21 protein-coding genes and 1 pseudogene are annotated in these 24,118 nt (G+C 35.7%); 17 read left to right on the top strand and 5 right to left on the bottom strand.

Annotated features, from left to right (window positions below):
- The first annotated feature begins 1 nt into the window (after position 1).
- The 17 genes and pseudogenes from xseB to Ami3637_RS16295 all read left to right on the top strand — a co-directional run bounded on the left by xseB (position 2) and on the right by Ami3637_RS16295 (position 19,931).
- Positions 2–196 (top strand): exodeoxyribonuclease VII small subunit, encoded by a 195-nt coding sequence (xseB, locus tag Ami3637_RS16370; protein WP_162363501.1) that lies wholly within the window; start codon positions 2–4, stop codon positions 194–196.
- A gap of 14 nt (positions 197–210) precedes the next feature.
- Positions 211–1,107, top strand: a complete 897-nt coding sequence (locus Ami3637_RS16365; protein WP_162363500.1) for a polyprenyl synthetase family protein — start codon at positions 211–213, stop codon at positions 1,105–1,107.
- A 32-nt stretch (positions 1,108–1,139) separates the two neighbouring features.
- Positions 1,140–2,081 carry a 1-deoxy-D-xylulose-5-phosphate synthase N-terminal domain-containing protein gene (locus tag Ami3637_RS18845; RefSeq protein WP_330586718.1) on the top strand — a complete coding sequence of 314 codons (942 nt, stop codon included), beginning with the start codon at positions 1,140–1,142 and terminating at the stop codon, positions 2,079–2,081.
- The gene (locus Ami3637_RS18840; RefSeq protein WP_330586717.1) at positions 2,045–3,028 is read left to right on the top strand and encodes a transketolase C-terminal domain-containing protein; all 984 of its coding nucleotides are present in this window, start codon (positions 2,045–2,047) and stop codon (positions 3,026–3,028) included. The genes Ami3637_RS18845 and Ami3637_RS18840 overlap by 37 nt, the downstream gene beginning before the upstream one ends.
- A pseudogene (locus tag Ami3637_RS16355) lies at positions 3,012–3,808 on the top strand (TlyA family RNA methyltransferase). The gene Ami3637_RS18840 and the pseudogene Ami3637_RS16355 overlap by 17 nt, the downstream one beginning before the upstream one ends.
- A 77-nt stretch (positions 3,809–3,885) precedes the next feature.
- Positions 3,886–5,085: a pyridoxal phosphate-dependent aminotransferase gene (locus tag Ami3637_RS16350; protein ID WP_162363499.1), complete on the top strand. Its 1,200-nt coding sequence runs from the start codon at positions 3,886–3,888 to the stop codon at positions 5,083–5,085.
- 35 nt (positions 5,086–5,120) lie between these two features.
- A complete protein-coding gene (gene mutS / locus Ami3637_RS16345; RefSeq protein WP_202931065.1) occupies positions 5,121–7,796 on the top strand; it encodes a DNA mismatch repair protein MutS in 2,676 nt (891 codons plus the stop codon).
- Complete coding sequence (gene mutL, locus Ami3637_RS16340) at positions 7,789–9,750, top strand: DNA mismatch repair endonuclease MutL (protein WP_162363497.1); 1,962 nt, start codon at positions 7,789–7,791, stop codon at positions 9,748–9,750. The genes mutS and mutL overlap by 8 nt, the downstream gene beginning before the upstream one ends.
- Positions 9,751–9,780: 30 nt before the next feature.
- The gene (gene miaA / locus Ami3637_RS16335) at positions 9,781–10,713 is read left to right on the top strand and encodes a tRNA (adenosine(37)-N6)-dimethylallyltransferase MiaA (protein WP_162363496.1); all 933 of its coding nucleotides are present in this window, start codon (positions 9,781–9,783) and stop codon (positions 10,711–10,713) included.
- Positions 10,692–11,822: a tyrosine-type recombinase/integrase gene (locus Ami3637_RS16330; RefSeq protein WP_162363495.1), complete on the top strand. Its 1,131-nt coding sequence runs from the start codon at positions 10,692–10,694 to the stop codon at positions 11,820–11,822. Before miaA ends, Ami3637_RS16330 begins: the two co-directional genes overlap by 22 nt.
- A gap of 68 nt (positions 11,823–11,890) precedes the next feature.
- Complete coding sequence (locus Ami3637_RS16325) at positions 11,891–13,186, top strand: methionine gamma-lyase family protein (RefSeq protein WP_162363494.1); 1,296 nt, start codon at positions 11,891–11,893, stop codon at positions 13,184–13,186.
- Between the two features lie 17 nt (positions 13,187–13,203).
- Positions 13,204–13,944, top strand: coding sequence for a TVP38/TMEM64 family protein (locus Ami3637_RS16320; protein WP_162363493.1), 741 nt, complete (start codon positions 13,204–13,206; stop codon positions 13,942–13,944).
- Positions 13,945–13,986: 42 nt separating this feature from the next.
- On the top strand, positions 13,987–14,409 hold the full coding sequence (locus Ami3637_RS16315; protein ID WP_162363492.1) for a VOC family protein: 423 nt from the start codon (positions 13,987–13,989) through the stop codon (positions 14,407–14,409).
- Positions 14,410–14,561: 152 nt separating this feature from the next.
- Positions 14,562–14,876, top strand: a complete 315-nt coding sequence (gene yneA / locus Ami3637_RS16310) for a cell division suppressor protein YneA (protein ID WP_162363491.1) — start codon at positions 14,562–14,564, stop codon at positions 14,874–14,876.
- A 221-nt stretch (positions 14,877–15,097) separates the two neighbouring features.
- Complete coding sequence (locus Ami3637_RS16305; protein WP_162363490.1) at positions 15,098–17,953, top strand: Ig-like domain-containing protein; 2,856 nt, start codon at positions 15,098–15,100, stop codon at positions 17,951–17,953.
- 8 nt (positions 17,954–17,961) lie between these two features.
- Positions 17,962–19,170 carry an MSCRAMM family protein gene (locus tag Ami3637_RS16300; RefSeq protein ID WP_330586948.1) on the top strand — a complete coding sequence of 403 codons (1,209 nt, stop codon included), beginning with the start codon at positions 17,962–17,964 and terminating at the stop codon, positions 19,168–19,170.
- A 29-nt stretch (positions 19,171–19,199) separates the two neighbouring features.
- Positions 19,200–19,931: a hypothetical protein gene (locus tag Ami3637_RS16295; protein WP_162363488.1), complete on the top strand. Its 732-nt coding sequence runs from the start codon at positions 19,200–19,202 to the stop codon at positions 19,929–19,931.
- Positions 19,932–20,074: 143 nt separating this feature from the next.
- On the opposite strand, the gene Ami3637_RS16290 is transcribed toward Ami3637_RS16295, so the two are convergent.
- From Ami3637_RS16290 to Ami3637_RS16270, 5 genes are all read right to left on the bottom strand, one after another.
- Positions 20,075–20,653 carry a 50S ribosomal protein L25 gene (locus tag Ami3637_RS16290; RefSeq protein WP_162363487.1) on the bottom strand — a complete coding sequence of 193 codons (579 nt, stop codon included), beginning with the start codon at positions 20,651–20,653 and terminating at the stop codon, positions 20,075–20,077.
- Between the two features lie 270 nt (positions 20,654–20,923).
- Positions 20,924–21,796, bottom strand: coding sequence for a 4Fe-4S binding protein (locus Ami3637_RS16285; protein WP_243158052.1), 873 nt, complete (start codon positions 21,794–21,796; stop codon positions 20,924–20,926).
- On the bottom strand, positions 21,789–21,941 hold the full coding sequence (locus Ami3637_RS16280; RefSeq protein WP_162363486.1) for a CD1871A family CXXC motif-containing protein: 153 nt from the start codon (positions 21,939–21,941) through the stop codon (positions 21,789–21,791). Before Ami3637_RS16280 ends, Ami3637_RS16285 begins: the two co-directional genes overlap by 8 nt.
- Positions 21,942–21,956: 15 nt before the next feature.
- Positions 21,957–22,571 (bottom strand): TlpA family protein disulfide reductase, encoded by a 615-nt coding sequence (locus Ami3637_RS16275; RefSeq protein WP_162363485.1) that lies wholly within the window; start codon positions 22,569–22,571, stop codon positions 21,957–21,959.
- Between the two features lie 694 nt (positions 22,572–23,265).
- Positions 23,266–24,063, bottom strand: a complete 798-nt coding sequence (locus Ami3637_RS16270; protein WP_162363484.1) for a copper amine oxidase N-terminal domain-containing protein — start codon at positions 24,061–24,063, stop codon at positions 23,266–23,268.
- Between the last annotated feature and the right edge of the window lie 55 nt (positions 24,064–24,118).

The following is a 24,118-nucleotide window of genomic DNA, read 5'->3' as shown; positions in this document are numbered from 1 at the left end:
CATGGCCGCAAAAAAAGATTTATCATTTGAGGAAGCTCTTGAAAAACTTGAACTTTCGGCAGAATATTTAAAAAGTGATCAGGTATCTCTGGAAGATGCTTTAAAAAGCTTTGAACAGGGTATTGAGTATTACAATAAGTGTGATGCTATATTAAATAATGCGAAGCAGAAAATTGAGTTCTATTCAAAGCAATAAAGGAGGAACACGTTATGGACAATATTTCATATTCAACATACAAAGATTTAATTGATGAACATATCTTAGATTTTCTACCTGAAATTGACCACAAGAGCATTACAGTATATGAAGCGATGAAATACAGTTTAACTGCCGGAGGTAAAAGGCTTAGACCTGTGTTACTACTGGCTTCATGTGAATTTGTAGGAGGAGATATTCGTGCTGCAATTCCTTATGCATGCGCCATGGAATATATCCATACTTATTCTCTTATCCACGATGATTTACCGGCTATGGATGATGATGAGCTAAGAAGAGGAGTACCAACAAACCATGTTGTTTATGGAGAAGCCATGGCTATACTTGCCGGTGATGGACTGCTTACTTCTGCTTTTGAAGCCATGAATAAAGACATGCTTTTATATCTGGATGATTCTGTTAAATTAAAACGCAGGATAAGAGCCATTTATGAAATATCAAAGGGCGCTGGGTGCCGTGGGATGGTAGCTGGACAGGTGGCTGATATAGAAGCAGAGAATAAACAGTGTTCGAAAGAAATGCTGGACTATATTCATTTTAATAAAACTGCGGCTTTAATTACTGCTTCTGTGAGAGCAGGTGCGTATTTAGGAGGAGCCACAGAAAAACAGCTTAGGGATTTGACGGGATATGCAGAGAATCTGGGCCTGGCTTTCCAGATTGCTGATGATATACTGGATGTTTGTGGTGATGAACAGGAAATGGGTAAAAAAGCTGGAAATGACCAGAAGAAACATAAATCAACGTATCCTTGCTTGTATGATTTAGAAGACTGCAAAGCTTATTTAAGAGACCTTACTGAAACGGCAATATCTTTTTTAGAATGTTATTATGATGAGGCTGAGTTCTTTAATAATTTCGCTGAGGAAATGGTCGCTCGAGGTAAATGATTGTAAAGGAGCTCACTTTTGAGAACGGTGTAATGGGTGAAAGAAACAAAATAAATCTTTTGACAGGGAATTTCCCTGAGGATTTAAAGCGTATGTCTAATGATGAGTTAGAATTACTGACTTATGAGATAAGAGACTTTTTAATAGAAAATGTATCAAAAACAGGAGGCCATTTAGCGTCAAATCTGGGAGTTGTTGAACTTACCATTGCACTGCATACTGTTTTTGAAAGTCCTAGAGATAAAATTATCTGGGATGTAGGACATCAGTCTTATGTGCATAAGATTTTAACGGGAAGAGCTGATAAGTTTTCTTCCCTGAGACAATATGGTGGTATGAGTGGATTCCCTAAAAGAGAGGAGAGCCCTCATGACTGTTTTGATACGGGACATAGCAGCAATTCTATTTCTGCTGCTGCAGGTATAGCAGCAGCAAGGGATTTAACCGGAGATGATTTTGCAGTTGTTGCGGTTATTGGTGATGGTGCTCTAACTGGAGGCCTGGCCTTTGAAGCAATGAATAATGCGGGAGCATCCAAATCCAAGATGATTATTATTATAAATGATAATGGTATGTCTATATCAAAAAATATTGGGGGGTTATCTCAACATCTGAGTAACTTACGAATGTCCTCTACATATCTGGATTTCAAAAAACAAGTGAAGAAAACGCTAAAGGGAATTCCCAGAGTGGGGGAAAGCTTATATGCGGGTATTGAGCACCTGAGGGATTCCATTAAGTATGCAGTGGTAGAAGGAGCTCTGTTTGAAGAACTTGGCTTTAAATATATGGGGCCCTTTGATGGCCATAACATAGAAGATCTGACTACAGCTCTTATGCTTGCCAGGAACGTGGAAGGCCCTGTGGTTCTTCATGTATTAACAAAAAAGGGCAAAGGTTATAGAAATTCTGAAAACAGCCCTGATAAATTTCATGGGTGGCACCCTTTAATCCAACTACGGGATTACCTTTAAAAGCCGCTGATGGATTTTCCTATTCTCAGGTTTTTGGCAATAAAATGATTCAGCTTGCGGGTAGGAATCAAAAAGTTGTGGCGATTTGCGCAGCAATGATTAATGGTACAGGTCTGGATAAGTTTTATGCAAGATATCCGGACAGGATTTTTGACGTGGGCATTGCAGAAGGTCACGCGGTTTCTTTTGCAGCAGGGCTTGCTGTCGCAGGATACAGACCAATAGTAGCCATATATTCTACTTTTTTACAAAGAGCTTATGACCAGATGATGATTGATGTCTGTATGCAGAAATTGCCTGTTATTTTTGCCATTGACAGAGCAGGAAATGTAGGCGCTGATGGAGAAACTCATCATGGAGTGTTTGATTTATCTTATCTGAATCATATGCCAAACATGACTATACTGGCACCTGCCGATGGAAGAGAATTGGCAGAAATGTTTGAATATGCTTTAACACTTGACGGACCGTGCGCAATAAGGTATCCTCGAGGTGAAGCATTGGATTTTACATCCGTATATAACGGAGATTATGGAGATATCAAAAAGAACAAAGTCATTTTCGAGGGAACAGAATTGGTTATCTTTGCTGTAGGCAAGATGCTTTCCATTGCTTTTGAAGTATGTTTGGATTTACGGGAAAAGGGCGTGGATATAGGCCTTGTAAATGCCAGAGCTATTCGTCCGCTGGATGAAGAGTCTATAATAAGCATAGCAAAAACAACAAAGAAAATTGTTACGATTGAAGACAATGTTATTACTGGTGGCTTTGGTCAGCAGGTAGTATCGCTGTTAATAAATAATGATATAAATATTCCATGCAGAAATATCGGCTGGCCTGATTATTTTGTAGAACATGGAGACGATAAAGAGCTTTTCGGAAAATATAAACTGGATGTAGAAGGTATAAGTGAAAGGGTGCGTGACTTTATTGAAAGACAGACTTGATGTAGTACTAGTTGAAAAGGGATTGTTTCAATCAAGAGAAAAAGCAAAAAGTGCAATTATGGCAGGAATCGTTTATGTGGATGGTCAAAGAGTAGATAAAGCAGGGACTTCCGTAAGAGATACTTCCGAATTCTTTGTGAAAGAAGACATCTGCCCTTATGTAAGCAGGGGGGACTTAAACTGGAGAAAGCATTAGGCCTGTTTGATTTTCACCTTGAAAATGCAGTATGCATGGATATAGGAGCTTCTACGGGAGGTTTTACTGACTGCATGCTGAAAAAAGGAGCTGCAAAGGTCTTTGCTATAGATGTAGGTTATGGACAGTTAGACTGGAAATTAAGAAATGACCCAAGAGTAGTCAATATGGAAAAGGTTAATATCAGATACCTGGATTTTGATACTGTGGATAAAGATATAGATTTTATCAGTATAGATGTGTCATTCATTTCACTTAAACTGGTATTCCCTGTGGCAGGGAAACTTCTGGCAGATACGGGAAGTATTGTATGTTTAGTCAAGCCGCAATTTGAAGCTGGCAGAGAGCAGGTAGGCAAAAAAGGAATAGTCAGGGACATCAAAGTCCATAAAGAAGTAATAAGAAATGTTATTGATTATGCAAAAAACTGTGGCTTATATCCTCAGGGCCTTACTTTTTCACCAGTAACTGGTGCTAAAGGTAATATAGAATATTTACTGCACTTAAAAAAAGAACAATGTGAAGGTTTCGGTGATGAGACAATAGAAAAGATTGCTGATATGTCTCATGAAACCCTGGATTAGTTTTCAATTTTTTTTTTCAATAAATTTTAATCAATTCTTAAGACTATTTCATTTAAAGGTAAAAAGGAGAATTTAAAATGAAATTATCAAAAAAAGTACAGGCGATGCAATTTTCACCAATCAGAAAATTCAATGTGTACGCAATTGAAGCTAAAGCAAAAGGTAAAAAGGTTTACCACCTTAATATCGGCCAGCCTGATATTAAGACTCCAAAAGCATTTATGGAGGCTGTAAAAAACTTTGATTCCGAAGTTCTTGCTTATGCAGAATCAGGCGGACTTGTGCAGTTACAGGATGCCATTGCAAATTACTTTAACCGCTTTGGAATGAGCATTGAACGAAAAGATGTACTAATCACAAATGGTGGTTCAGAAGCATTGAGCATGATTTATACGTGCCTGCTTGATTATGGTGATGAAGTCCTTGTCCCAGAACCATTCTACACAAATTACCAGACCTTTATTTCTGCAGCAGGAGGCAATGTTGTTCCTGTTACAACAAATGCTGAAGAAGGTTATCGTTATGCTTTTGCTGATAGAATTGAAAAAGTAATAACCGATAAAACCAGAGCAATATCTTTAGTAAATCCGGGCAATCCTACAGGAACCATTCTGACAAGAGATGAAATGAGGGTTATTGCTGATGTTGCTAAGAAGCATGATCTTTGGATTATTGCTGACGAAGTATACAGAGAATTTGCATACGATGGAAGAGAAATGACATCTTTCGGCCAGATGGAAGATATAAAAGAAAGAGTTATCATCGTTGATTCTGTATCAAAGAGATTCTCAGCCTGTGGTGCAAGAATTGGCTGTATCGTATCTAAAAACGAAGAACTTATGTCAAATGCTATGAAACTTGCTCAGGGACGTTTATGCTGCCCAACTCTTGACATGATAGGTGCTACAGCATTATACCAACTGGATCCTTCTTATTTTAATGATGTAAGAACAGAATATGAAAGCAGAAGAGATGCTGTTTACGAAGAAATCATGAAGATCCCTGGAGTAGTTTGCCAGAAACCTGGTGGTGCATTCTACATAATGGTTAAGCTGCCGGTAGAAAGTTCAGAAGATTTCTTAGTATGGCTTCTGACAGAATTTGAAGATAATGGTGAAACGGTTATGTATGCTCCAATTCAGGGCTTCTATGGAACTAAGGGATTAGGAAAAGATGAGCTTAGAATTGCTTATGTATTGAAGAAGGAAGATTTAGTACGTGGTGTAGAACTAATGAGATTAGGTCTTGAAAAATATAAAGCATTAGGACATAAATAACAAAATCTATTAATTAAAAGGAGTATAAAGAATATATGCAATTAACACCTATGATGCAGCAATATATGGAAATAAAACAAAATCATCAGGACTGTATTTTGTTCTTTAGGCTCGGCGATTTTTATGAAATGTTTTTTGAGGATGCTATCACTGCATCAAAAGAAATGGAAATAACCTTGACGGGAAAAAACTGCGGTCAAGAGGAAAGGGCTCCCATGTGCGGAGTCCCTTTTCATTCCGCAGACACTTATATTGCAAAGTTAGTGGATAAAGGTTATAAAGTTGCAATTTGCGAACAAGTAGAAGACCCTGCCACTGCAAAGGGTATAGTGAAGCGTGAGGTAATACAGATTATCACGCCGGGAACTATTGTCAATCAGACAATGCTGAATGAAAAAGAAAATAATTATCTGGCATCCATATTTCTAAATGAAGATGGAGCAGGAATTTCATATTGTGATATATCTACCGGTGAATTATATACAACAAGTATAAAGGACAGTGGGGCATTAGAAGTCTTACTGAATGAGCTGGTAAAAATAAAGGCAAAAGAAGTAATCATCAATGAAACAGCGGAAAACATTGTTTCCATAGAAGAAATGAAAAAGGTTACAGATGCCTATTTTAATCTTCTGCCGGAAAGTTACCATAATATTATTACGGCAAATGATGTGATTTTAAAACAGTTTAATATTAAATCGCTTGTCGGTTTAGGTCTTGAAAATGCTGAACTTTCGTGCCTTTCTCTCGGTGCACTGCTAAGCTATCTGTTTGAAACGAGAAAACATAATCTGAGTCATATTACTAACGTCACGGTATATGACATTGGCTCACATATGTCCTTAGATAAGGCCACCATCAGAAACCTGGAAATAACAGAAACTTTATATGAAAAAAATGTACAAGGTTCTTTATTAGGCGTACTGGATAAAACTCATACAGCTATGGGGTCAAGAAAAATGAAACAATGGCTTAGAGAACCTTTAAACAGCAGCAGCCAAATAAATGAGAGACTGGATGCGGTTGAGGTCCTTTGCGACGAAATTATTATCAGAAACAATATAAAAGAGTGTTTAAAGAAAGTTTATGATTTAGAGCGGCTTGCAGGACGCATAGCATGCGGCAATGCCAATGGAAAGGATTTAATAGCCCTGAGGAATTCATTGTTTATTCTTCCTGAGCTTAAAGCTGAAATGGGGTCTTTAGATAATGAGTTATTTAACCGTTTAAATAATCAGATAAACAGCTCCTTAATGGAGGTTCACGACTTGATTGAAAATGCTATAGTTGAAGAACCCCCGTTCACCATAAAAGAAGGAGGCCTTATTAAGCCCGATTTTTCTAAAGAATTGGATGATTTAAGGTTTTCTATAAAAGATGGACAAAGCTGGATTGCAGAACTGGAAGGAAAAGAACGTGAAAGAACAGGAATTAAGAATCTTAAAGTCCGGTTTAATAAAGTATTTGGATATTATATAGAAATAACCAAATCTAACTTAGATTTGGCACCAGAAGATTATATTCGTAAACAGACACTGGTAAACTGTGAACGTTTTATAACGCCTGAACTTAAAGAGATGGAAAACCTGGTGCTTAACGCAGAATCTAAAATCAATCAGATGGAATACGAAATATTTACTGAGATCAGAAATAATATTCAGGAGTATATCGGTACCATACAGAAAGCATCTTCAGCTATTGCTGTAATCGATGTACTGACTTCATTTGCGCACGTGTCTTCTGCCTTGGGATATGTAAAACCTGATGTAAATGACAGCGGTAGTCTTATCATCACAAAAGGCAGACATCCTGTCATAGAACAAATGATTAAAGACGGAATTTTTGTTTCCAATGATGCTTATGTGAATGATAAGGATTCAAGTCTGCTACTTATAACCGGGCCTAACATGGCAGGAAAGTCTACCTATATGAGACAGACTGCATTAATTGTACTGATGGCTCAGGCTGGGTGTTTCGTTCCCTGTGAAAGTGCTTCCGTTGGAGTAGTGGATCGAATTTACACCAGAATTGGAGCTTCTGATAATCTGGCTCAGGGACAGAGTACTTTCTTTGTGGAAATGAGTGAACTGGCTTACATATTAAATACTGCGACCTCAAAGAGTCTGGTTATTCTTGATGAAATCGGAAGAGGGACAAGCACCTATGACGGATTATCCATCGCATGGGCTGTTGTGGAATATCTTTGCAATGAAAGAAATAAAATCAGAACGTTATTTGCCACCCATTACCATGAACTTACTGCTTTGGAAGAGAGCATTCCGGGAGTAAGAAATTTAAACGTAGATGTGGCAGAAGAAAACGGAAATATCGTTTTCTTACATAAGATTGTGTCTGGCAGTGCCAGTAAGAGTTATGGAATTCATGTGGCAAAAATTGCAGGAGTTCCTAAGAAGGTGCTGGAAGCTGCAGAAAATAAGCTGGTGGGCCTGGAATCCGGACAATATGACGATGAGAGTAATCTGGACTTTGGCAGTAATGTACTTGCAGAGAAGGTAGCAGAACAAGAGGCAGTTACCAGTGAAAAGAAAAATCTAAAATACAACGATTCATCACAGGGAGAGCAATTGTCCTTATTCAGTTTTGCACCAAATCCTGTTATAGAAAGACTGAAAAGTATCGATTTAATGAAACTTGCACCATGGGAAGCACTAAAAATATTAGGTGAATTGCAGGAGGCTGCAAATGATTAAAATTCTTAGTAAAAACGTTGCAGATAAAATAGCAGCAGGAGAGGTAGTAGACAGACCCCTTTCCATCGTAAAAGAGTTAGTAGAGAATGCCATTGATGCTGGTGCAACTAATATTACTGTGGAGATTCGAAATGGTGGCAAAACTTATATCAGAGTGACGGATAATGGCTGCGGTATTGGTGAAAATGAAGTGGAACTAGCTTTTTTACGCCACGCAACCAGTAAAATTACCACAGATGAAGATTTAAACAGTATACTCACCTTAGGCTTCAGAGGAGAAGCTTTATCCAGCATAGCAGCCGTTTCCAGGGTTGAACTGATTACTAAAACCGTGGATGCAAAAACTGGTGTGTCCTTGAAGATTCATGGAGGAGAAGTATTTGAAAAGTCTGCAACAGGCTGCCCTGACGGGACTACAATTATTGTTTCTGACTTATTTTACAATACCCCTGCAAGATTAAAATTTATGAAGACGGATGCCACAGAAAGTACCCTGATTATAGACTTTATTTCCAAAATAGCCCTTGCTTATGCAGCAATAAAAATCAGATTAATCAATAATGGGACCATTTTATTTTCTACTAATGGTAAAGGGGATAAATACAGTAATATAATCACTGTTTATAGTAAATCCTTTAGTGAAGGCTTAATTCATATATCCAGCGAAAGTGAAAGTATGAGCTTAGAGGGGTACATATCACGGCCGGATTTCAGTAAGACCAATAGAAAACAGCAGATTTTCTTTGTCAATGGACGTAGCATCTCTAACCGGATAATGGATTTAGCTGTTCAGGAAGGTTATACAGAAAGATTATTTGAAGGCAGATATCCTATAGCATATTTGTTTTTCAGAATAAAGCCTGAACTTGTAGATGTAAATATTCATCCAAATAAAAAGGAAGTTCGTTTCAATCAGGATATGGAAGTAAAAAACTTTATTGCACAGTCCATAAAGAGGGGGCTGCTTTCCCAGCAGGCAATACCACAGGTTACAGAAAGCCATATAACCAGAAATAAAATAGATTTAACGCCAAAAGTATATGATTATAAATTGGAAGAATCCCCTTTAAAGGGAAAAAGCATAGAAGATAAAGGTGTTGCCTCACAACACCAGCACTTGCAGGTTAAAACTATTTTTTCTGAAAGTAATCAGGAAGAAGTAGTAAAACAAAAGATTCAGGAAGCGGAAGTAAATGAAAAGGTCTTAAATGTATTAAATGAAAATAAACAGGAGATAAAAAAGAGTGAAGAGAATCAGGAGCAGGTTGATATAAAAAAAATATTGTCAACATTGGTCAAAGAACGGGAGGAACTTGACTATAATCCTGATCATGTGGAGAATTCTGTAACCGCGGAACAGACTCCTCCTACAGATACGTTTTTTATGAAACTGAATCTTACAGGAACGATTTTTAATACCTACATAACGGCGGTAGATGAAAATTGCTTTTATTTGATTGACCAGCATGCAGCTCATGAACGGATTTTTTATGAAAAGCTATTAAAACAATATAAGGATGAGGAAAAACTTCACCAGACTATTTTAACGCCGATTATGGCAGAGGTACCTTATGCTATAAAATCAACAGAGAAATCATGGGTGCAGTTACTTCGCAATATGGGATTCGAAATTGAACCTTTTGGAACTAGAACATATATCATTAAAGAAATCCCTATGTTTATGGAGCTTTCTGAAGCACAGAATATGGTAGATTATTTCCTTGAAAATATAGGAGAAGATGTAGACATTGAAAATGAAGCAAAAGTAAGCCGGATTATAACCAGATCATGCAAATCGGCAGTTAAAGCCAATGATGTATTGTCCATGGCAGAATGCAGACAACTGATGAATGACTTGGCAAAATGTGAAAACCCATATTCATGCCCTCATGGACGACCAACTTTTATAAAAATGACAAAATATGAAATTGAAAAAATGTTTAAACGGGTTTAAGTAAATATTTTATTGTAAACGGTACAAATTATGAATAGAGAAATAATAATCGTTGCAGGACCAACTGCAGTTGGAAAAACTAAATATGCTATTGAAATAGCAAAAAACTTTAATGGGGAAATTGTATCTTCTGATTCTATGCAGCTTTATAAGTTTATGGACATAGGAAGTGCCAAGCCTACCCAGGAGGAGCAAAATCAGGTAAAACATTACCTGGTAGATGAGATTGATCCAAGAGAGCCTTTTTCTGTAGCTGAGTATCAGAAACGTGCCAGAGATGCCATTGAACAGATTTTTTCCAAGGGAAAAACACCTGTTATTTCCGGCGGAACAGGGCTTTATGTAAATTCTCTAATATATGAGATGGATTTTTCAGCCCCTCCTGTGGGAAATGAATACAGAAAGAAACTGGAAAATCTTGCTGCAAAACATGGCAATGAATATGTACATCAATTGCTTTCAAAGCAGGATAGTGAAGCAGCAGCACGTATCCACCCAAATAATCTAAAGAAAGTGATTCGGGCACTGGAAGTAGCAGAAAATTCAGAGCAAGGCATTCAGCCCTTCGAGAAATCTTTTGTAAAAACTTCGGATTATGCTTATAAGTTAATAGGACTTTCTCGTAACAGAGAAGAACTGTATGAGCGGATTAATCTCAGGGTGGATATGCTTCTTGATATGGGACTGGTTGATGAAATAAAAGGGCTTCTTGACATGGGCCTGACTTCAGACAGTATTTCCATGAAAGGCATAGGATACAAAGAAATCATAGGCTATTTAAATGGAGAATATGATTTGGAGCATGCTGTTTATCTGGTTAAGCGTAATACAAGACATTATGCAAAAAGACAGATAACCTGGTTTAAAAGATATGACGATATAAAATGGTTTAATATATCAGAATATAACAGTGATGATGAAGCTGTAAAGGAGATTATCACATGGCTGAGGGAAAACAGATAAAAATTCAGAATAAAACTGGTAAACCGGAAAATATTCTAAAGAAAGAGCAGGACATTTATGACCAATGCAAGGAGATAGAACAGGAGCTTCCTTCCTTTATGAATGGTTTTTTTGCATATCTGAGGGGTAGCGTATTGCCCATGACAAGGCTTGCTTATTTAAATGATATCAGGTTCTTCTGCAATTATTTAATTGACTCCTGTATGTTCAAAGCAGAAAAAGTCAGTGAGCTTAATTCCAGCAATTTTGAGTCCATAAGGGCACGAGATATTAATACTTTTTTGGATTTTGCCAGAAGGTATCAGAAAGAAAAAGAAAACAGTATTTATATTTATGAAAACGACAACCGGTCTCTGGCCAGAAAAAAATCTTCCATATCTGTATTGTTTAAATATTTGTTTCGAGATGAAATTTTATCAAAGAATATTACAGATGGACTGGACCCTATTCGGGTACCCAAACCTGGAGAGCGGGAAATAAAGGCTCTTACAGACGAAGAAGTGCGACTGATGCTGAATACAGTTTCTGAAGGAGTCGGCATGACTAAAAAACAGCTTGAGTTCTGGAAAAAGACTAAAAAAAGAGACAAAGCTATATTAGTTTTGTTCATAACTTATGGGTTAAGACTCTCAGAGCTGCAGCAGCTCAATGTAGACTCCTTTAATTTTGACAGAGGAGAGTATAAAATTTATCGAAAACGTGGAAAAGAATCCATTATGCCTATTAATAAGTCCTGTGAACTGGTTATACGGGAATATCTGGAGCAGGAACGTCCTTCAGATGATACCTTGGATGAGGAAAACAGAGAGGCTTTATTCCTTTCCCTGCAAGGGCGGAGAATGACGGAACGGCAGATTCGCGAACTGGTGAAAAAATACACCGCATATGCTTTGAAAACTACTCAGAAAAGCGGATATAGTCCTCATAAATTAAGGGCTACGGCAGCAACCAGCTTAATAGGCAGAGGAGAAGACATATATGATGTTCAGGTTTTGCTGGACCATGAAAATGTTACAACCACTCAGTTATATGCCAAACATAAAGAGAATGTTAAACGGGATTTGGTAAACAATATGGAATGGGAACTGGAACGTAAAGGTGAAAAATAAAGAAAAGACAAATAGGATACTATAAAATTATTACGTAAACAGTAATAAAGAAAGGATTAAAATTTTACATGCAGAAAAATACATATGAATTATTGACAAAGAAAATGGGAATTGCACCTGAAGTTATAAAAATTATTGATGAATCAGAGAATGCAGTATCAGATTTATTCACAGAGCTTGATGATATCATGGCGTTTAATCAATATAAAGTTTTAGAGGCATTTCAGAAAAATAAAATCAGTGATATGCATTTCAGCTGGAATACTGGCTATGGATATGACGATCCGGGCAGAGAAGCCATAGAAAAAGTATATTGTGATATTTTTAAAACACAAGCAGCTTTAGTCAGACCCATTATTGTAAATGGTACTCATGCGCTTACACTAACTTTAACTGGTATTTTAAGGCCTGGAGATGAACTAATTTATTGTACAGGTGCTCCTTACGATACTCTGGAAGAAGTAATTGGCCTGAGAGGCGAAGGAAAAGGTTCTTTAAAAGAGTTTGGTATCACCTATAATCAGGTGGAATTAACATCTGAAGGGAATATTGATCTGGAAGCTCTGAAAAAAGTTATTACAGAGAAGACCAGAATAATAACGGTTCAAAGAGCTACCGGCTATGGATGGAGAAAAGCTATCACCATTGCAGAAATTGAGGAATGGGCATCTTTTGTTCATGGTATTAATCCCAACATCGTCTGCATGGTGGACAATTGTTATGGAGAATTTCTGGACACGAAAGAACCTACAGAGGTGGGTGCAGATATAATAGCAGGGTCTCTCATTAAAAATCCGGGAGGAGGTTTGGCTCTAGCTGGGGGATACATTACTGGCAGAGCAGATCTGGTTGAAAATATATCCTATCGAATGACTTCGCCTGGAATTGGCGGAGAATGCGGCCTTATGTTTGGACAGACAAGAACCATGTTTCAGGGATTGTTCCTTGCCCCTAAAGCCGTAAATGCAGCAGTTAAAGGTGCAATTCTTTGCGCTCAGGCCTTCGACAGCCTGGGATATGAAGTGTGCCCGAAAGCTTCAGAAAAAAGAAGCGATATCATAGAAGCAGTTAAACTGAATAATCCCGAAGCTATGTGCGCTTTTGCAGAAGGTATTCAGTCAGCAGCACCAATAGATTCCCATGTAAAACCTGTTCCCTGGGCTATGCCAGGGTATGACAGTGATGTAATAATGGCTGCAGGAGCCTTTGTTCAGGGCTCTTCGATAGAATTAAGTGCAGATGGACCATTAAGGGAGCCGTATATTATTTATTTCCAGGGTGGTCTGACTTATGAACATTCCAAGTTTGGTGTTATTAAAGCACTTCAGGCTCTCTATGAAAAAAACTTACTGAAAAATATCTAGCAGGGGAGATTCTGACTATGAAGTCTATTTCTGAAAATAAGAATAAGGTAAGAATTAGAGTCAAGCGTATGATTACGATTATAAAGTTTCTATTGCTAATTATAGTCATAGTTGGAATTCCTTTATATATTATGATTTATGAAAGAGCATTTATAAGTCAGTTCAAAAGTTTAGACACTGTAAATGCTTATTTACTGAAGTATAAAACTGCCAGTGTATTCGCCTATATTGGGATACAAATTCTTCAGATTGTCATATGTATTATACCTGGACAGGCTATGCAGTTTGCTGCAGGATATGCATATACTTTCTGGCTTGGCTATTTATATTCCATTATTGGAACTGCTCTTGGAACCATATTTGCTTTTTATCTGGCCAGGTTTCTGGGGAAAGATGCGATTCGCCTTTTATTTGATGAAAAGAAAGTTACAAAATTTGTAGATAAATTAAATAGTAAACGTGCGTTTATATTGGTATTTGTAATATTTTTAATTCCGGGTCTTCCAAAAGATCTGTTCACTTATGCTGCAGGTGTATCGGAAATGAAGCTGAAGGTTTTTCTCATAATCAGTCTGGTTGGCAGAACCCCTGCAATGATGGCTTCTATTATGATTGGAAGCATGTTTAACAAAGGCAGCTATGTTGGAATTGTCATCCTTACAGTGGTTATGGCTATTTTATTTATATGGGGTGCCAAGCATCATGAAAAACTTACTTTAATGATGGATAAATGGTATGAAAAACTCGTTCACATGTAAAAATCACAGGTTAAAGAGGTATTTGAACTAAAAGGAGGATTTATGGTACAGTCAATTGTTCATATTGCTTTGGTTGTCAGGGATTATGATGAAGCAATAGAGTTTTATACAAAAAAGCTTCATTTTACTTTGATAGAAGATACTTACCAGAAGGAACAAGATAAGAGATGGGTAGTGGTATCTCCTCCAGGATCTTTGGGAACGACTATATTACTTGCCCGGGCCTCCAAATCAGAACAGGAGCCTTTTGTTGGAAACCAGTCAGGGGGAAGAGTATTTCTGTTCCTGGGAACGGATGATTTCTGGAGAGACTATAATGAAATGAAGGGCCTAGGAATAGAATTTGTAAGACCTCCTAAAGAGCAGGACTATGGTATAGTAGCTGTATTTAAAGATTTATACGGAAATCTGTGGGATCTGGTACAGTTTAAAGAAAATCATCCTATGTTTAAACGCATAAAATAATGATTAAATCCTCAAGGTTATATGAAAACCCTGAGGATATTTTTTTACCTTAATATTTTAAGAACAAATGTTTATAAAATTATTGACAAAGAACATATATTCGTATATTATAAAAATACGAACAAAAGTTCTTAAGTATGGGGGGAATAAAAATGACAAACAGAAAAAAGTCATATAGAATTAAATCCAAGTTCAGATTCACTACATCAATAACCATAGCACTTATTTTGATTATGTTTATGGCAAACACTGCTTTTGGCCTGAATAATGTCAGCAGTTTAACAAAAACAAATCCAATAGAAATTGAGATACAATCTGGAGACTCACTTTGGAACATTGCGTGTGAATATGGGCCAGGCCATACTGACCCCCGAAAAACTGTATATGACATATGCAGTTTGAACAATATTACTGCGGATAACATTTATCCGGGACAGACAATACTTATTCCTGATTATTCCAAATAAATATTATATCCGTTGACAATAAGTCTGTGGGTAAACATGGTATTTAATAACGGTGTTATTATAGTTGACTACTATGATATCACCGTTTTTATTTTATCTACTGTTAAAATTTGTTTTGTGACTGTTTTGTGACTAAAAATTGTTAATATATGCAAGTAATAAATTTGGTATATAAAAATTAGATGTGTATAAATAGTTTAGATAAGACAAGGAGATTATGCATGAAAAGAGATTTAAAAGTTAGAATAAGCTTTTTACTAATCGTATTGATGATACTTATGGGAATGCCTACGGCAGCATTTGCAGGAAGTATAAGCAATTTGAATGTAGAACGCATAGAGGGAAATGATGTTACTAAGGACATCCAAATGAAGGTTCAAATAACCAATAACAATGCTAAGGTTGAGGAAGGGGATACCATTGACCCAACGAAGGATATGACAATGAAGGTAGATTTCAGCATACCAGATACCTTAATCTTAAAAGCAGGAGATTATATGCAGGTGGAATTGCCAGATTACTTAAGATTTTCTAATCTGCATGAAACAGAGATTTATATGAAAGTAGGAGATGGAGAAGTCCTTTTAGGAAATGTAACGGTTTCTGGCAGTAAAGCTATTTTAACTTTTGCAGACTCTGCTCAGAATGAAGAATATTCAGGAAGAGCAGGATGGTTTTCAGCAGGACTTTCTTTTGATAAAACAAAGGTTGAAACATCTGAAGATAAGGTTGTAGTTACTATTTTAGGAAATGATTTTACTATTTTAGTTAAGGATCCTGATAAAGGAGTTATTTCACTGAAGAAATCGGGAAATCCAGATATAGCAAATGAAGAAATTACATGGACTATAACGGCTACTCCAAGTAAAGAAGATAAGAAGTATGAGGGGTACGTTTTAAAGGATACGTTACCTTCCAATACATCTTATGTTAAAGATTCTTTTGAAATAAAGCCTTCTGCTTTAAATAAAGATAATTTAAAAATAGATGAAGCCCAAGGAACGATAGAATATACCTTTGATAAGGATGTAAAGGGGATTCAGACTATAACATATAAGACAAAAATAAAAGACGTAGCCCAAAATAATAACAAGGATATGACTATTACCAACAATGTAAGTCTGACAGATCCGGATACCACAACCAGTGCAGCTGCTACTGTTAAAGTAAAACCTCAATTGATTTCAAAGTCAGGTACATATATCGTGTCAAATCATTCTGTTGACTGGACAATAACAGTAAATTCTAGTAAGGCAACACTGAAAAATGTGGTTGTAACAGATGAGCTTGCTCCAGAAATGACATTGGGAGACATTATAATTGAAAAAAATAAATTAACCAATGATGTTACGAAACCACAGTATTATACTTTAAATGGACAGACTGTAAAAATTCATTTAGGAGATAAAGATAAACAGGTTGTAATTAAGCTTAATACAAAGTTAGATAACACAATTAAAGCAAAAGTTACAAATAAGGCAACTATTACGTGGAACGATAAAGGCTCTAGTATCACTGGAGGAAATGATGGTTCAACAGTATTAAGCCCAGTAGATACCCAGGGACAAGTTGATATAACAAGTGGATTCATAACTAAAAGTGCCATTGGCAAATATGACTTTAAAGAGAATGAAATGCCGTGGCAGATAACAATCAACTCAGCTCAAAAAGAAATTAAGAATGCTACAGTAGTTGAATTGTTTGCTTATAACAAGAATGAAGTAAGCAAAATAAATAGCGCACCGAATGCCTCAAAATTTGACAAATATAAAGGCAATGCTATAACGCTCAATCAAAAGTATATAGCCGAAACATTAAAAATAGATGGTTCTGAAGGAATAAAAATTAGTGAAAACGCTGAATTCTCTCAAAAAGGTCAGTATAGAATTAAAACCATACAACTAAATTCTACAGTAGAAGCCCAAATTGTGGAAATTTATTTAGGAGACATAGAGGAAAAACAAGAAGTTACTTTAAACACAAAGGTAACCGATAAAACAGCCTATGGAGTAAACAGCAAAAGCACTGAATATATCCTAAAGAATACGGCTTATTTATATTATGGTGATGGTGATGGCAATTCCCCTTTATCCGCTTCTGCAACAGAAAAACATTATAGCTGTATTTTAGATAAGGACTGTGCAGTTGGATATAACTATGTTGATCATACTATTACTTGGAGACTTTATGTAAACCATAATTCTTTAAATATTGAAGACGGCGTTATTACAGATACTCTTCCTAAATATTGGGATGTAAATGGTGACGATTTTTATGAGATTTATAAAGGTAAGGATTTTAAATTAGGTGGCGGAATTGCAACAATTCAGAATGGAGATAAACTTACAGAAGATGAAGTAAAAGCCCTTGTTAAAGAAGTAAGAGTTACAGAAAAAGATGATGTAAAAACAATCCAGTTTGAATTTAATAAAATAAGCAGTAAATATGTAATTCTTATCAAAACGAAGCTTCCAAATCAGGCTGCACTGGATAGACAATTTGCTGAAAATGGTGATGTAACTATAAGAAATAATGCATCTATGATAGGTGATTCCATCAATGGAAGTCAGGGAGATTGGGAAGATGTAACCATTAAGAATAGTCTGGTTTCCAAGACAGGAGCATTGGATAAAGACAGTAAGGGAAATTACACCGGAGATGCTACCTGGACAATTGATGTTAACAGAAATGCCATTCATTTACCCCAAAAAGACGAATTAAGCAAGGTATATGTTATCGATAAGCTACAGAATTATCTTGAACCTAAAATGGAAAATGGCAACTATAAAATACGTATTTGGGAGATGAAGCTAAAGGCAGATGGCAGTTGGGAGAAAGCAGATGAAGTTTCTCAGGAAACTGTACAGTCAGGGATAACTTATAAAGACAAAGAACTGCGTATAAAGCTTCCTAAAACAGATGGCTCCTATAGGATTGAGTTAGTAACAAGGCTTACCAGTGATACAGTAACGGAAATTAATAATACTGCATCTTTAGAAGGTGTAAAAACAGATATTGTTTCCAAAAATGAGACCATTAAAATTGAATATGCTGATGGGGTGCATGGGCAAATTTAGCAGGTAAAATAATCTTAACAAAGAAGTCTCAAAAGACCGGTATTCTCCTTAAAGGAGCAGTATTCCAACTGTATGAGCTTTCTGATGATAGTAATCCAGTGGAAACCCTTAAATATACAAAGGTAACTGACAAAAAAGGAACGATTCAGTTTGGACGGTTAAATTCGGGAAAATATAAGCTTGTTGAAGTTACAGCACCTGTAGGGTACGAAATTGATAAGGACTCAGCAAGCAGAATCATAGAACTGGATACTTCCAAAAACGATACACGAATAGTTACTTTAAATATTACAAATAAACCACTATTAAGGGCAATTCAGCTCTTAAAGACGGATGACCTGGGGAAAGCTCTTCCAGGTGCAGAGTTTACATTATTTAAAAAGGCCATAGCAAATGAGAATGTTGTAGCAAAGTCAGAAAGTGCTGTAAATGGTTCTGTTACTTTTAACAATGTAGCAATGGGGGAATATTATATTGTGGAAACTAAGGCCCCAACAGGATATTCAGCCAGTACAGCAGGTGCCATTATTAAGGCAGTAGTTGATAAAGATGGCAAAGTTTCATATTTCTCAGGTGAGAATTTTGCAAACGCTGTAACCGATGTTCCAACAATTAAAAATGCAGCATATAAGGGAAATGTGATAATTTCTAAGACAGATAAAACAGGAAGTCCGTTAAAGGGAGCAGAATTTACACTTTACGATGAGAATCAAAAAGTTGTGGCAAAAGCTGTATCAGAAGGGGATAAGGGTATAGCCAAATTTGAAAACATCAGATTTGGAAATTACATCATAAAGGAAACATCAGCTCCTTCAGGCTACATAGCCAGTGACAAAGTTATAAACATTACTGAGAAAGATTTTGTGAAGAATAATGTTGAGTTTGCTTACACTGTAGAAAATGAAAAACGTCCGGATGGGGGCAGCAGTGGTGGCAGTCACAACAAACCAAATAATCCGGAAGAAAAACCACAGGTAAATATTCCTGATGAAGATGTTCCACTAAATAAGCCTACTGAAAATCCACAAAAACCGGATCCAGTAATAATTGAAAATCAGGAAACACCACGGGGAGAAGGTACTATCGATGAAGATAAGGTGCCATTGGGTAAACTTCCAGCAACAGGTGGTATAGGCGAAGAAATTTTCTTTGGTTTTGGTGCGGGGCTTGTAGCTCTGGGAGCAGGACTAAGAAGAAAAGCCAATAAAGAGAGATAAAGTTTAAATGACTAAAGAGGAGAAATAATATGGTAAAAAGAAAAATAGGTGTTATGTTAGTTGCTTTAATGGTAACTTTTGCTATACCAACAATGGCTTTTGCCACTGATGAAGCGGTAGCCACTCCAAGTTGTGGGGGATTAACTCATAATGTTTCGGCTGAAGCTGGTGAATCAAATAATTTAGAAAAGAATACAGTAGGTCCTGAAAAATCAGCAGTAGAGGCGCCTACGGTGGAAGTACCAGTTACTAAACAGCCAGTAGTAGAAAAACCAGTTGCAGAACCTCCAATAACGGATACAACAGTTGTTGAGCAGCCAGTAGTAGAAAAACCTGTTATGGAGCAACCTGCAACAGAAAAACCTGTAGTGGACACACCGGCTGTTAATGTAAGTAAACCAGCTACAGGAACTCCAGTAGAAATACCAGCTGTAGTAGATAAAACGGTTACTGAACAGCCGGTTACAGAAACCCCAGCAGTAGAGACGCTAGCAATTGAACAACCAGTTACAGAACTACCAAAAGAGGAGAGTACATTAGTTATTCACCATTTATTTCAACAAGGGGATGTAGTGTGTGATGATTATGAAACTGTAGATAAACTTACTGTTGGTGATAAAGTAACTTTTCAAAAATACAGTTATGAGAACAAATATGAATTTGTTAAATGTTTAAATGGAAATGATTCCATTGATCTTCAAGCAGGAACTAACAATATTACAATAAAGTACACTTTAAAGAAAGGGTTCAAGCTAGTATAATATAAATATAAAATTTTCAAAAAGGACTTCAGCAATGGAGTCTTTTTGTATAGAAAAAATAAAAAGCCGACTAAAAAGCCGGCTGATATATTGTAATAGATCGCCTTATAATTTTAGGATTATTTTTAAAGTAAAATTTGGTTTTAAGCAATAGCTTCTACTGTTTTTATTTTTGACTGATTTACAGTGATTACTATATGTTCTGGATTGTTTTCACAGGTTATTCCCTTAGGAAGTTTAATATCACCAACAGTGATAACGGAACCCATGTGTAAATCAGATACATCAATATCTATAGAATCTGGTATATCCTGAGGCAGCCCTTTTACAGAAATGAAATCCATCTGATATGTTGAAATTAATTTCTGCGCTTCTAATGCTTCTTTGCCTGTGATTTTCAACATTACATCAGTTTTGATTTCCTGGGAAAGAGAAACTTGTTGGAAATCTATATGTAATTCTTCACCCTTTGGGGATATTTGAATTTCTTTTATAATTACCGGAAAATCTTTTTCTCCAGGCAGAGTGAGTGTGAATATAGCATTTCTCCCCATTTCGCTTATTTTTTTTCTTAATTCACTTCTATTTACTATAACTGCAGTAGATTCCGTTCCTCTGCCAAAGATATTTCCAGGCAGATAGCCGTTTTTTCTTAATCTTTTATTCTCACCGCTGCTGCATTGAGTTCTTTTTTCAATTTTTATTACTGCTGTATCTTTCATATTTCTTAGCCTCCTTAATTTAACTTATAAAATTTAATAACTATTTAAATCTATAAGATTAATTTCCGAAAAACAGGTGATCAACAACATAATAAAAAATAATCCTATGTATATAGTCTATACTAGATAAAATATATTTCAAGGGTAATAACAAATATTAACATTAATTAATAAATATAAAATTCGCTAAATTTCAACAAAATAGAGACTTACTAATAAAGAATCATGGTGACAGTTCATTAAGAAGCTACCACCATGATTTTTTATTATTTAATCCTTTTTGCTTGTTTTCTGAAGGCATTTGTATTCTATGGCATGAGTAGGGCATATGGTTTTGCAGGAACCGCATCTGATGCATTCTAAATCATTAGGATTTTTAACTAAATCTACATTCATTTTACAAGAATTTGAGCAGGCATGACAATTATTGCATTTTTCTTTATCCACATGGTATTTAAAAACTGATATAGGGTTAAACAATGAATAAATTGCTCCCAGTGGACAAACATATTTGCAGAATGGACGATATATAATAACTGAACCAATAATTGTGATTATTAGTAGTAAGTTTTTCCAGGCATAGAGCCATCCCACAGTTTCCTGAAGAGATTTATTCATTAACACAAGAGGGAGACCACCTTCTAAAGTCCCAGCAGGGCAAATGAGTTTACAAAAATATGGAGCACCTTGTCCAATGATATCCACTATAAAAATAGGCATCAGAATTACAAATACTACAAGAAACATATATTTAAGCTTCCTCATTGCACGGTCGCCTTTAAAGGTTTTTATTTTATTAACGAAGGGTATTTTGTACAACAATTCCTGAATAAATCCAAAAGGACAAAGCCAGCCGCATGCAAAACGACCCATAATAGCCCCAATGAATATCAAAAAACCTGCTACATAAAAGGACCATTTAAATTCATAGCTCCCGATGACTGCCTGTAATGATCCAATAGGGCAGGAGGCTATGGCACCTGGGCAGGAATAACAGTTTAGGCCAGGAACGCATACATTTTTTATCTTTCCCTGATAAATTTTGCCCTGAACAAAACCAATTAGGAAACTGTTAGTTACAAGTGCCCAGAAGGCCTGTATGCTATATCTGAAATTTTTATTATTATTGATTTTCTTAGCCAATTCCAATACACTCCAAACAGATATTGATTGCCTTTTCAAACATAACAGGAGTTTCTCCACGGAAAACTCCAAATACCATTGAAGAAACACCTATTAAAACAATCAAAAGAGAAATAAGATTTATATGCCTTTCTTGTATATGCATAAGAGAGCCTTTCTTTTATTTGTTTAGTTTTGCAAGTTCATCATTAATGATTTTAATCCATTCTTCCTTCGTATGAGAACCAAGATAATTTTCACCTACAATATTACCGTTTTTATCTACAAAAAAGGTTTCTGGCACTGAATTAACACCTTTTAAAGGACCTGATCGTAAAACTTCATCTGGTAAAAGAATGGTGTAATCTGCTTTTGTTGCCTCTATAATTTTATTTAATTTATCCATTTTGCTTTGATCGATTTTACCGTTCTCATTTACATCAAGGACGATTCCAACCACGTTAACTTTTTTATTAGCCATTTCTTTGGCTACTTCATTTAATTCTGGAATTTCTTTAACACAAGGGGAACACCATGTAGTAAAAAGATTGACAAGAGTCAGGTCATAATTACTAAAAATATCCTTGGTAACTTGATTTCCTTTTACATCCTGTGCTTTAAAATCTCCAATTGGAGTAGAGCTTGAAGCAACTGGTTGAATGGTATCTTTTGCGCTTAATACAGTGTCATTCTTATTTTTGTTCAGATTCATATTATTATTATTAGGCTGTGAACAACCTGTAAACATAGTAAGAGTGAGTATACTAATCAGTAATAGTAAAAATAGTTTTTTCATTTTTATATTCTCCTTAATCAATTTATTATTTGTCATCCTTATAAATCTAGTAGTTAGTTAAATATAGGTATATAGGAAACTATAATTAGTATTTCATAAAAATAAACGTTTATAAGTATTTAAAAAGAATAAAGTTAGCAATATATAGAAGTTGTTGCTTTAAGGTAAAGATTCTATTCCGAAAATGAATATTTTAGGAATAGTTATAGAACGATATAAATTACCTCCTCTACCTTTTATGTACTCTGTACTTACAATTCTTTTTAAATAAAAAATCCGCTCACTTGTGTATCTATAGGCTCTTCCAGTATCTTCACAATTGATAGCCTCCCATCATTTAGTACTAAAACTTTCAGTTATCGTCCTCTTCTTTGTAATAAAATAAATTGAATTAAAAAAGAACAGTAAAGGTTTGAGCTTTATACTGTTCTTTGAATTAAAGGCTTTTAGTTCAATTGACCATTATTTAGTACTTTTTTTAAAATATTTTATATTATTCTCTAAATAATCTTTTTATGAATGCCCTTCAAATATAATAGGAAACTTGGAAAATTAAGCAGCATGTAATTTTTTATATACTTGATTTAAACGCAAAGCCCTCACCATCTTGCAATAAATAACGTAATAGGATTCCAACAAGTTCCCGTTTATCTTATAAAAAATGTCTTTATACGAGTCTTCAATATCATTGAGATTAGAGTGTAGAAATTGTTTTTAAAATATTTTCTTCAAACTTCTTGAGTTCTTCCGTTAAAGGAACCAGCTTTGGTTCCAATTCTTTTAAATTGGCCTCATCCATCTTTAACAGCTCCTCTGAGCCGCTTCCATCAATAATGTTTTTCTTATCATTTTCAATGCATTGTTTGGCTGCAATTATCTGACCTCTAATTAGATTATGTTGTTTCTCTAATGCGGCTAGACGATCACGCTCAGGCGAAAGCTGGTAAGGGACATAGAAAGTATCTTTAAATATATGTATTTGGGGAGGAGTATCCAGCCCCTTTGTAGTAAATCTTTCTTTAATGTTGTATAAAGGAATTAAGCTTTTCTCTGAATCATCAACGGGATTTTGCACGATGTTAATCGTTTGAGTCTGTTGATCCCATTTCACAGTTGCACCTAGGGCTTCACTTATAAACCTCACCGGCACATAAGTTTTGGAATTTATCATTATAGGGGTAGCATCTGCATCTACATATCTATCATCGATAACAGACCAGATATTATTTAATATTAGTACAAGAACAGTTCGTCCTTTGTAAACAATAATTTCTTTTGAATTATTATTCCATAAAACTTTAGCACCCATTTTTTCAAAAACGCCTCTTACTGGGATATAGGTTTTATTATTTTGAATAAAAGGACTCGAATCGAAATTAACAACTTCACCATCAACTTTAACGTGTATACTCGAATCTTGTGCAAAAGAAAAGGATGGCATGGATAAGATGAGTGTGGCAGCCATCAAAAGCATGAATATCTTTTTTTTCATATCATTCTCCTTCTTAAATATTGTATAAAAATATGTAGAAAATCTTGTTTAACTA

It is taken from the genome of Aminipila terrae, from assembly GCF_010120715.1.
GTDB classification, from domain to species: domain Bacteria; phylum Bacillota; class Clostridia; order Peptostreptococcales; family Anaerovoracaceae; genus Aminipila; species Aminipila terrae.
Note: the sequence above shows the minus strand (reverse complement) of the source record. Positions and strands in the feature narration are given on the sequence as shown.

Coding starts and splice junctions, on each gene's coding strand:
- Ami3637_RS16315 (WP_162363492.1), top strand. CDS start 13,987: ATGGTACAGTCAATTGTTCATATTGCTTTGGTTGTCAGGGATTATGAT.
- Ami3637_RS16305 (WP_162363490.1), top strand. CDS start 15,098: ATGAAAAGAGATTTAAAAGTTAGAATAAGCTTTTTACTAATCGTATTG.
- Ami3637_RS16275 (WP_162363485.1), bottom strand. CDS start 22,571: ATGAAAAAACTATTTTTACTATTACTGATTAGTATACTCACTCTTACT.
- Ami3637_RS16330 (WP_162363495.1), top strand. CDS start 10,692: ATGGCTGAGGGAAAACAGATAAAAATTCAGAATAAAACTGGTAAACCG.
- mutL (WP_162363497.1), top strand. CDS start 7,789: ATGATTAAAATTCTTAGTAAAAACGTTGCAGATAAAATAGCAGCAGGA.
- Ami3637_RS16365 (WP_162363500.1), top strand. CDS start 211: ATGGACAATATTTCATATTCAACATACAAAGATTTAATTGATGAACAT.
- mutS (WP_202931065.1), top strand. CDS start 5,121: ATGCAATTAACACCTATGATGCAGCAATATATGGAAATAAAACAAAAT.
- xseB (WP_162363501.1), top strand. CDS start 2: ATGGCCGCAAAAAAAGATTTATCATTTGAGGAAGCTCTTGAAAAACTT.
- Ami3637_RS16325 (WP_162363494.1), top strand. CDS start 11,891: ATGCAGAAAAATACATATGAATTATTGACAAAGAAAATGGGAATTGCA.
- Ami3637_RS16320 (WP_162363493.1), top strand. CDS start 13,204: ATGAAGTCTATTTCTGAAAATAAGAATAAGGTAAGAATTAGAGTCAAG.
- Ami3637_RS18845 (WP_330586718.1), top strand. CDS start 1,140: ATGGGTGAAAGAAACAAAATAAATCTTTTGACAGGGAATTTCCCTGAG.
- Ami3637_RS16350 (WP_162363499.1), top strand. CDS start 3,886: ATGAAATTATCAAAAAAAGTACAGGCGATGCAATTTTCACCAATCAGA.
- Ami3637_RS16290 (WP_162363487.1), bottom strand. CDS start 20,653: ATGAAAGATACAGCAGTAATAAAAATTGAAAAAAGAACTCAATGCAGC.
- miaA (WP_162363496.1), top strand. CDS start 9,781: ATGAATAGAGAAATAATAATCGTTGCAGGACCAACTGCAGTTGGAAAA.
- Ami3637_RS16295 (WP_162363488.1), top strand. CDS start 19,200: ATGGTAAAAAGAAAAATAGGTGTTATGTTAGTTGCTTTAATGGTAACT.
- Ami3637_RS16280 (WP_162363486.1), bottom strand. CDS start 21,941: ATGCATATACAAGAAAGGCATATAAATCTTATTTCTCTTTTGATTGTT.
- yneA (WP_162363491.1), top strand. CDS start 14,562: ATGACAAACAGAAAAAAGTCATATAGAATTAAATCCAAGTTCAGATTC.
- Ami3637_RS16270 (WP_162363484.1), bottom strand. CDS start 24,063: ATGAAAAAAAAGATATTCATGCTTTTGATGGCTGCCACACTCATCTTA.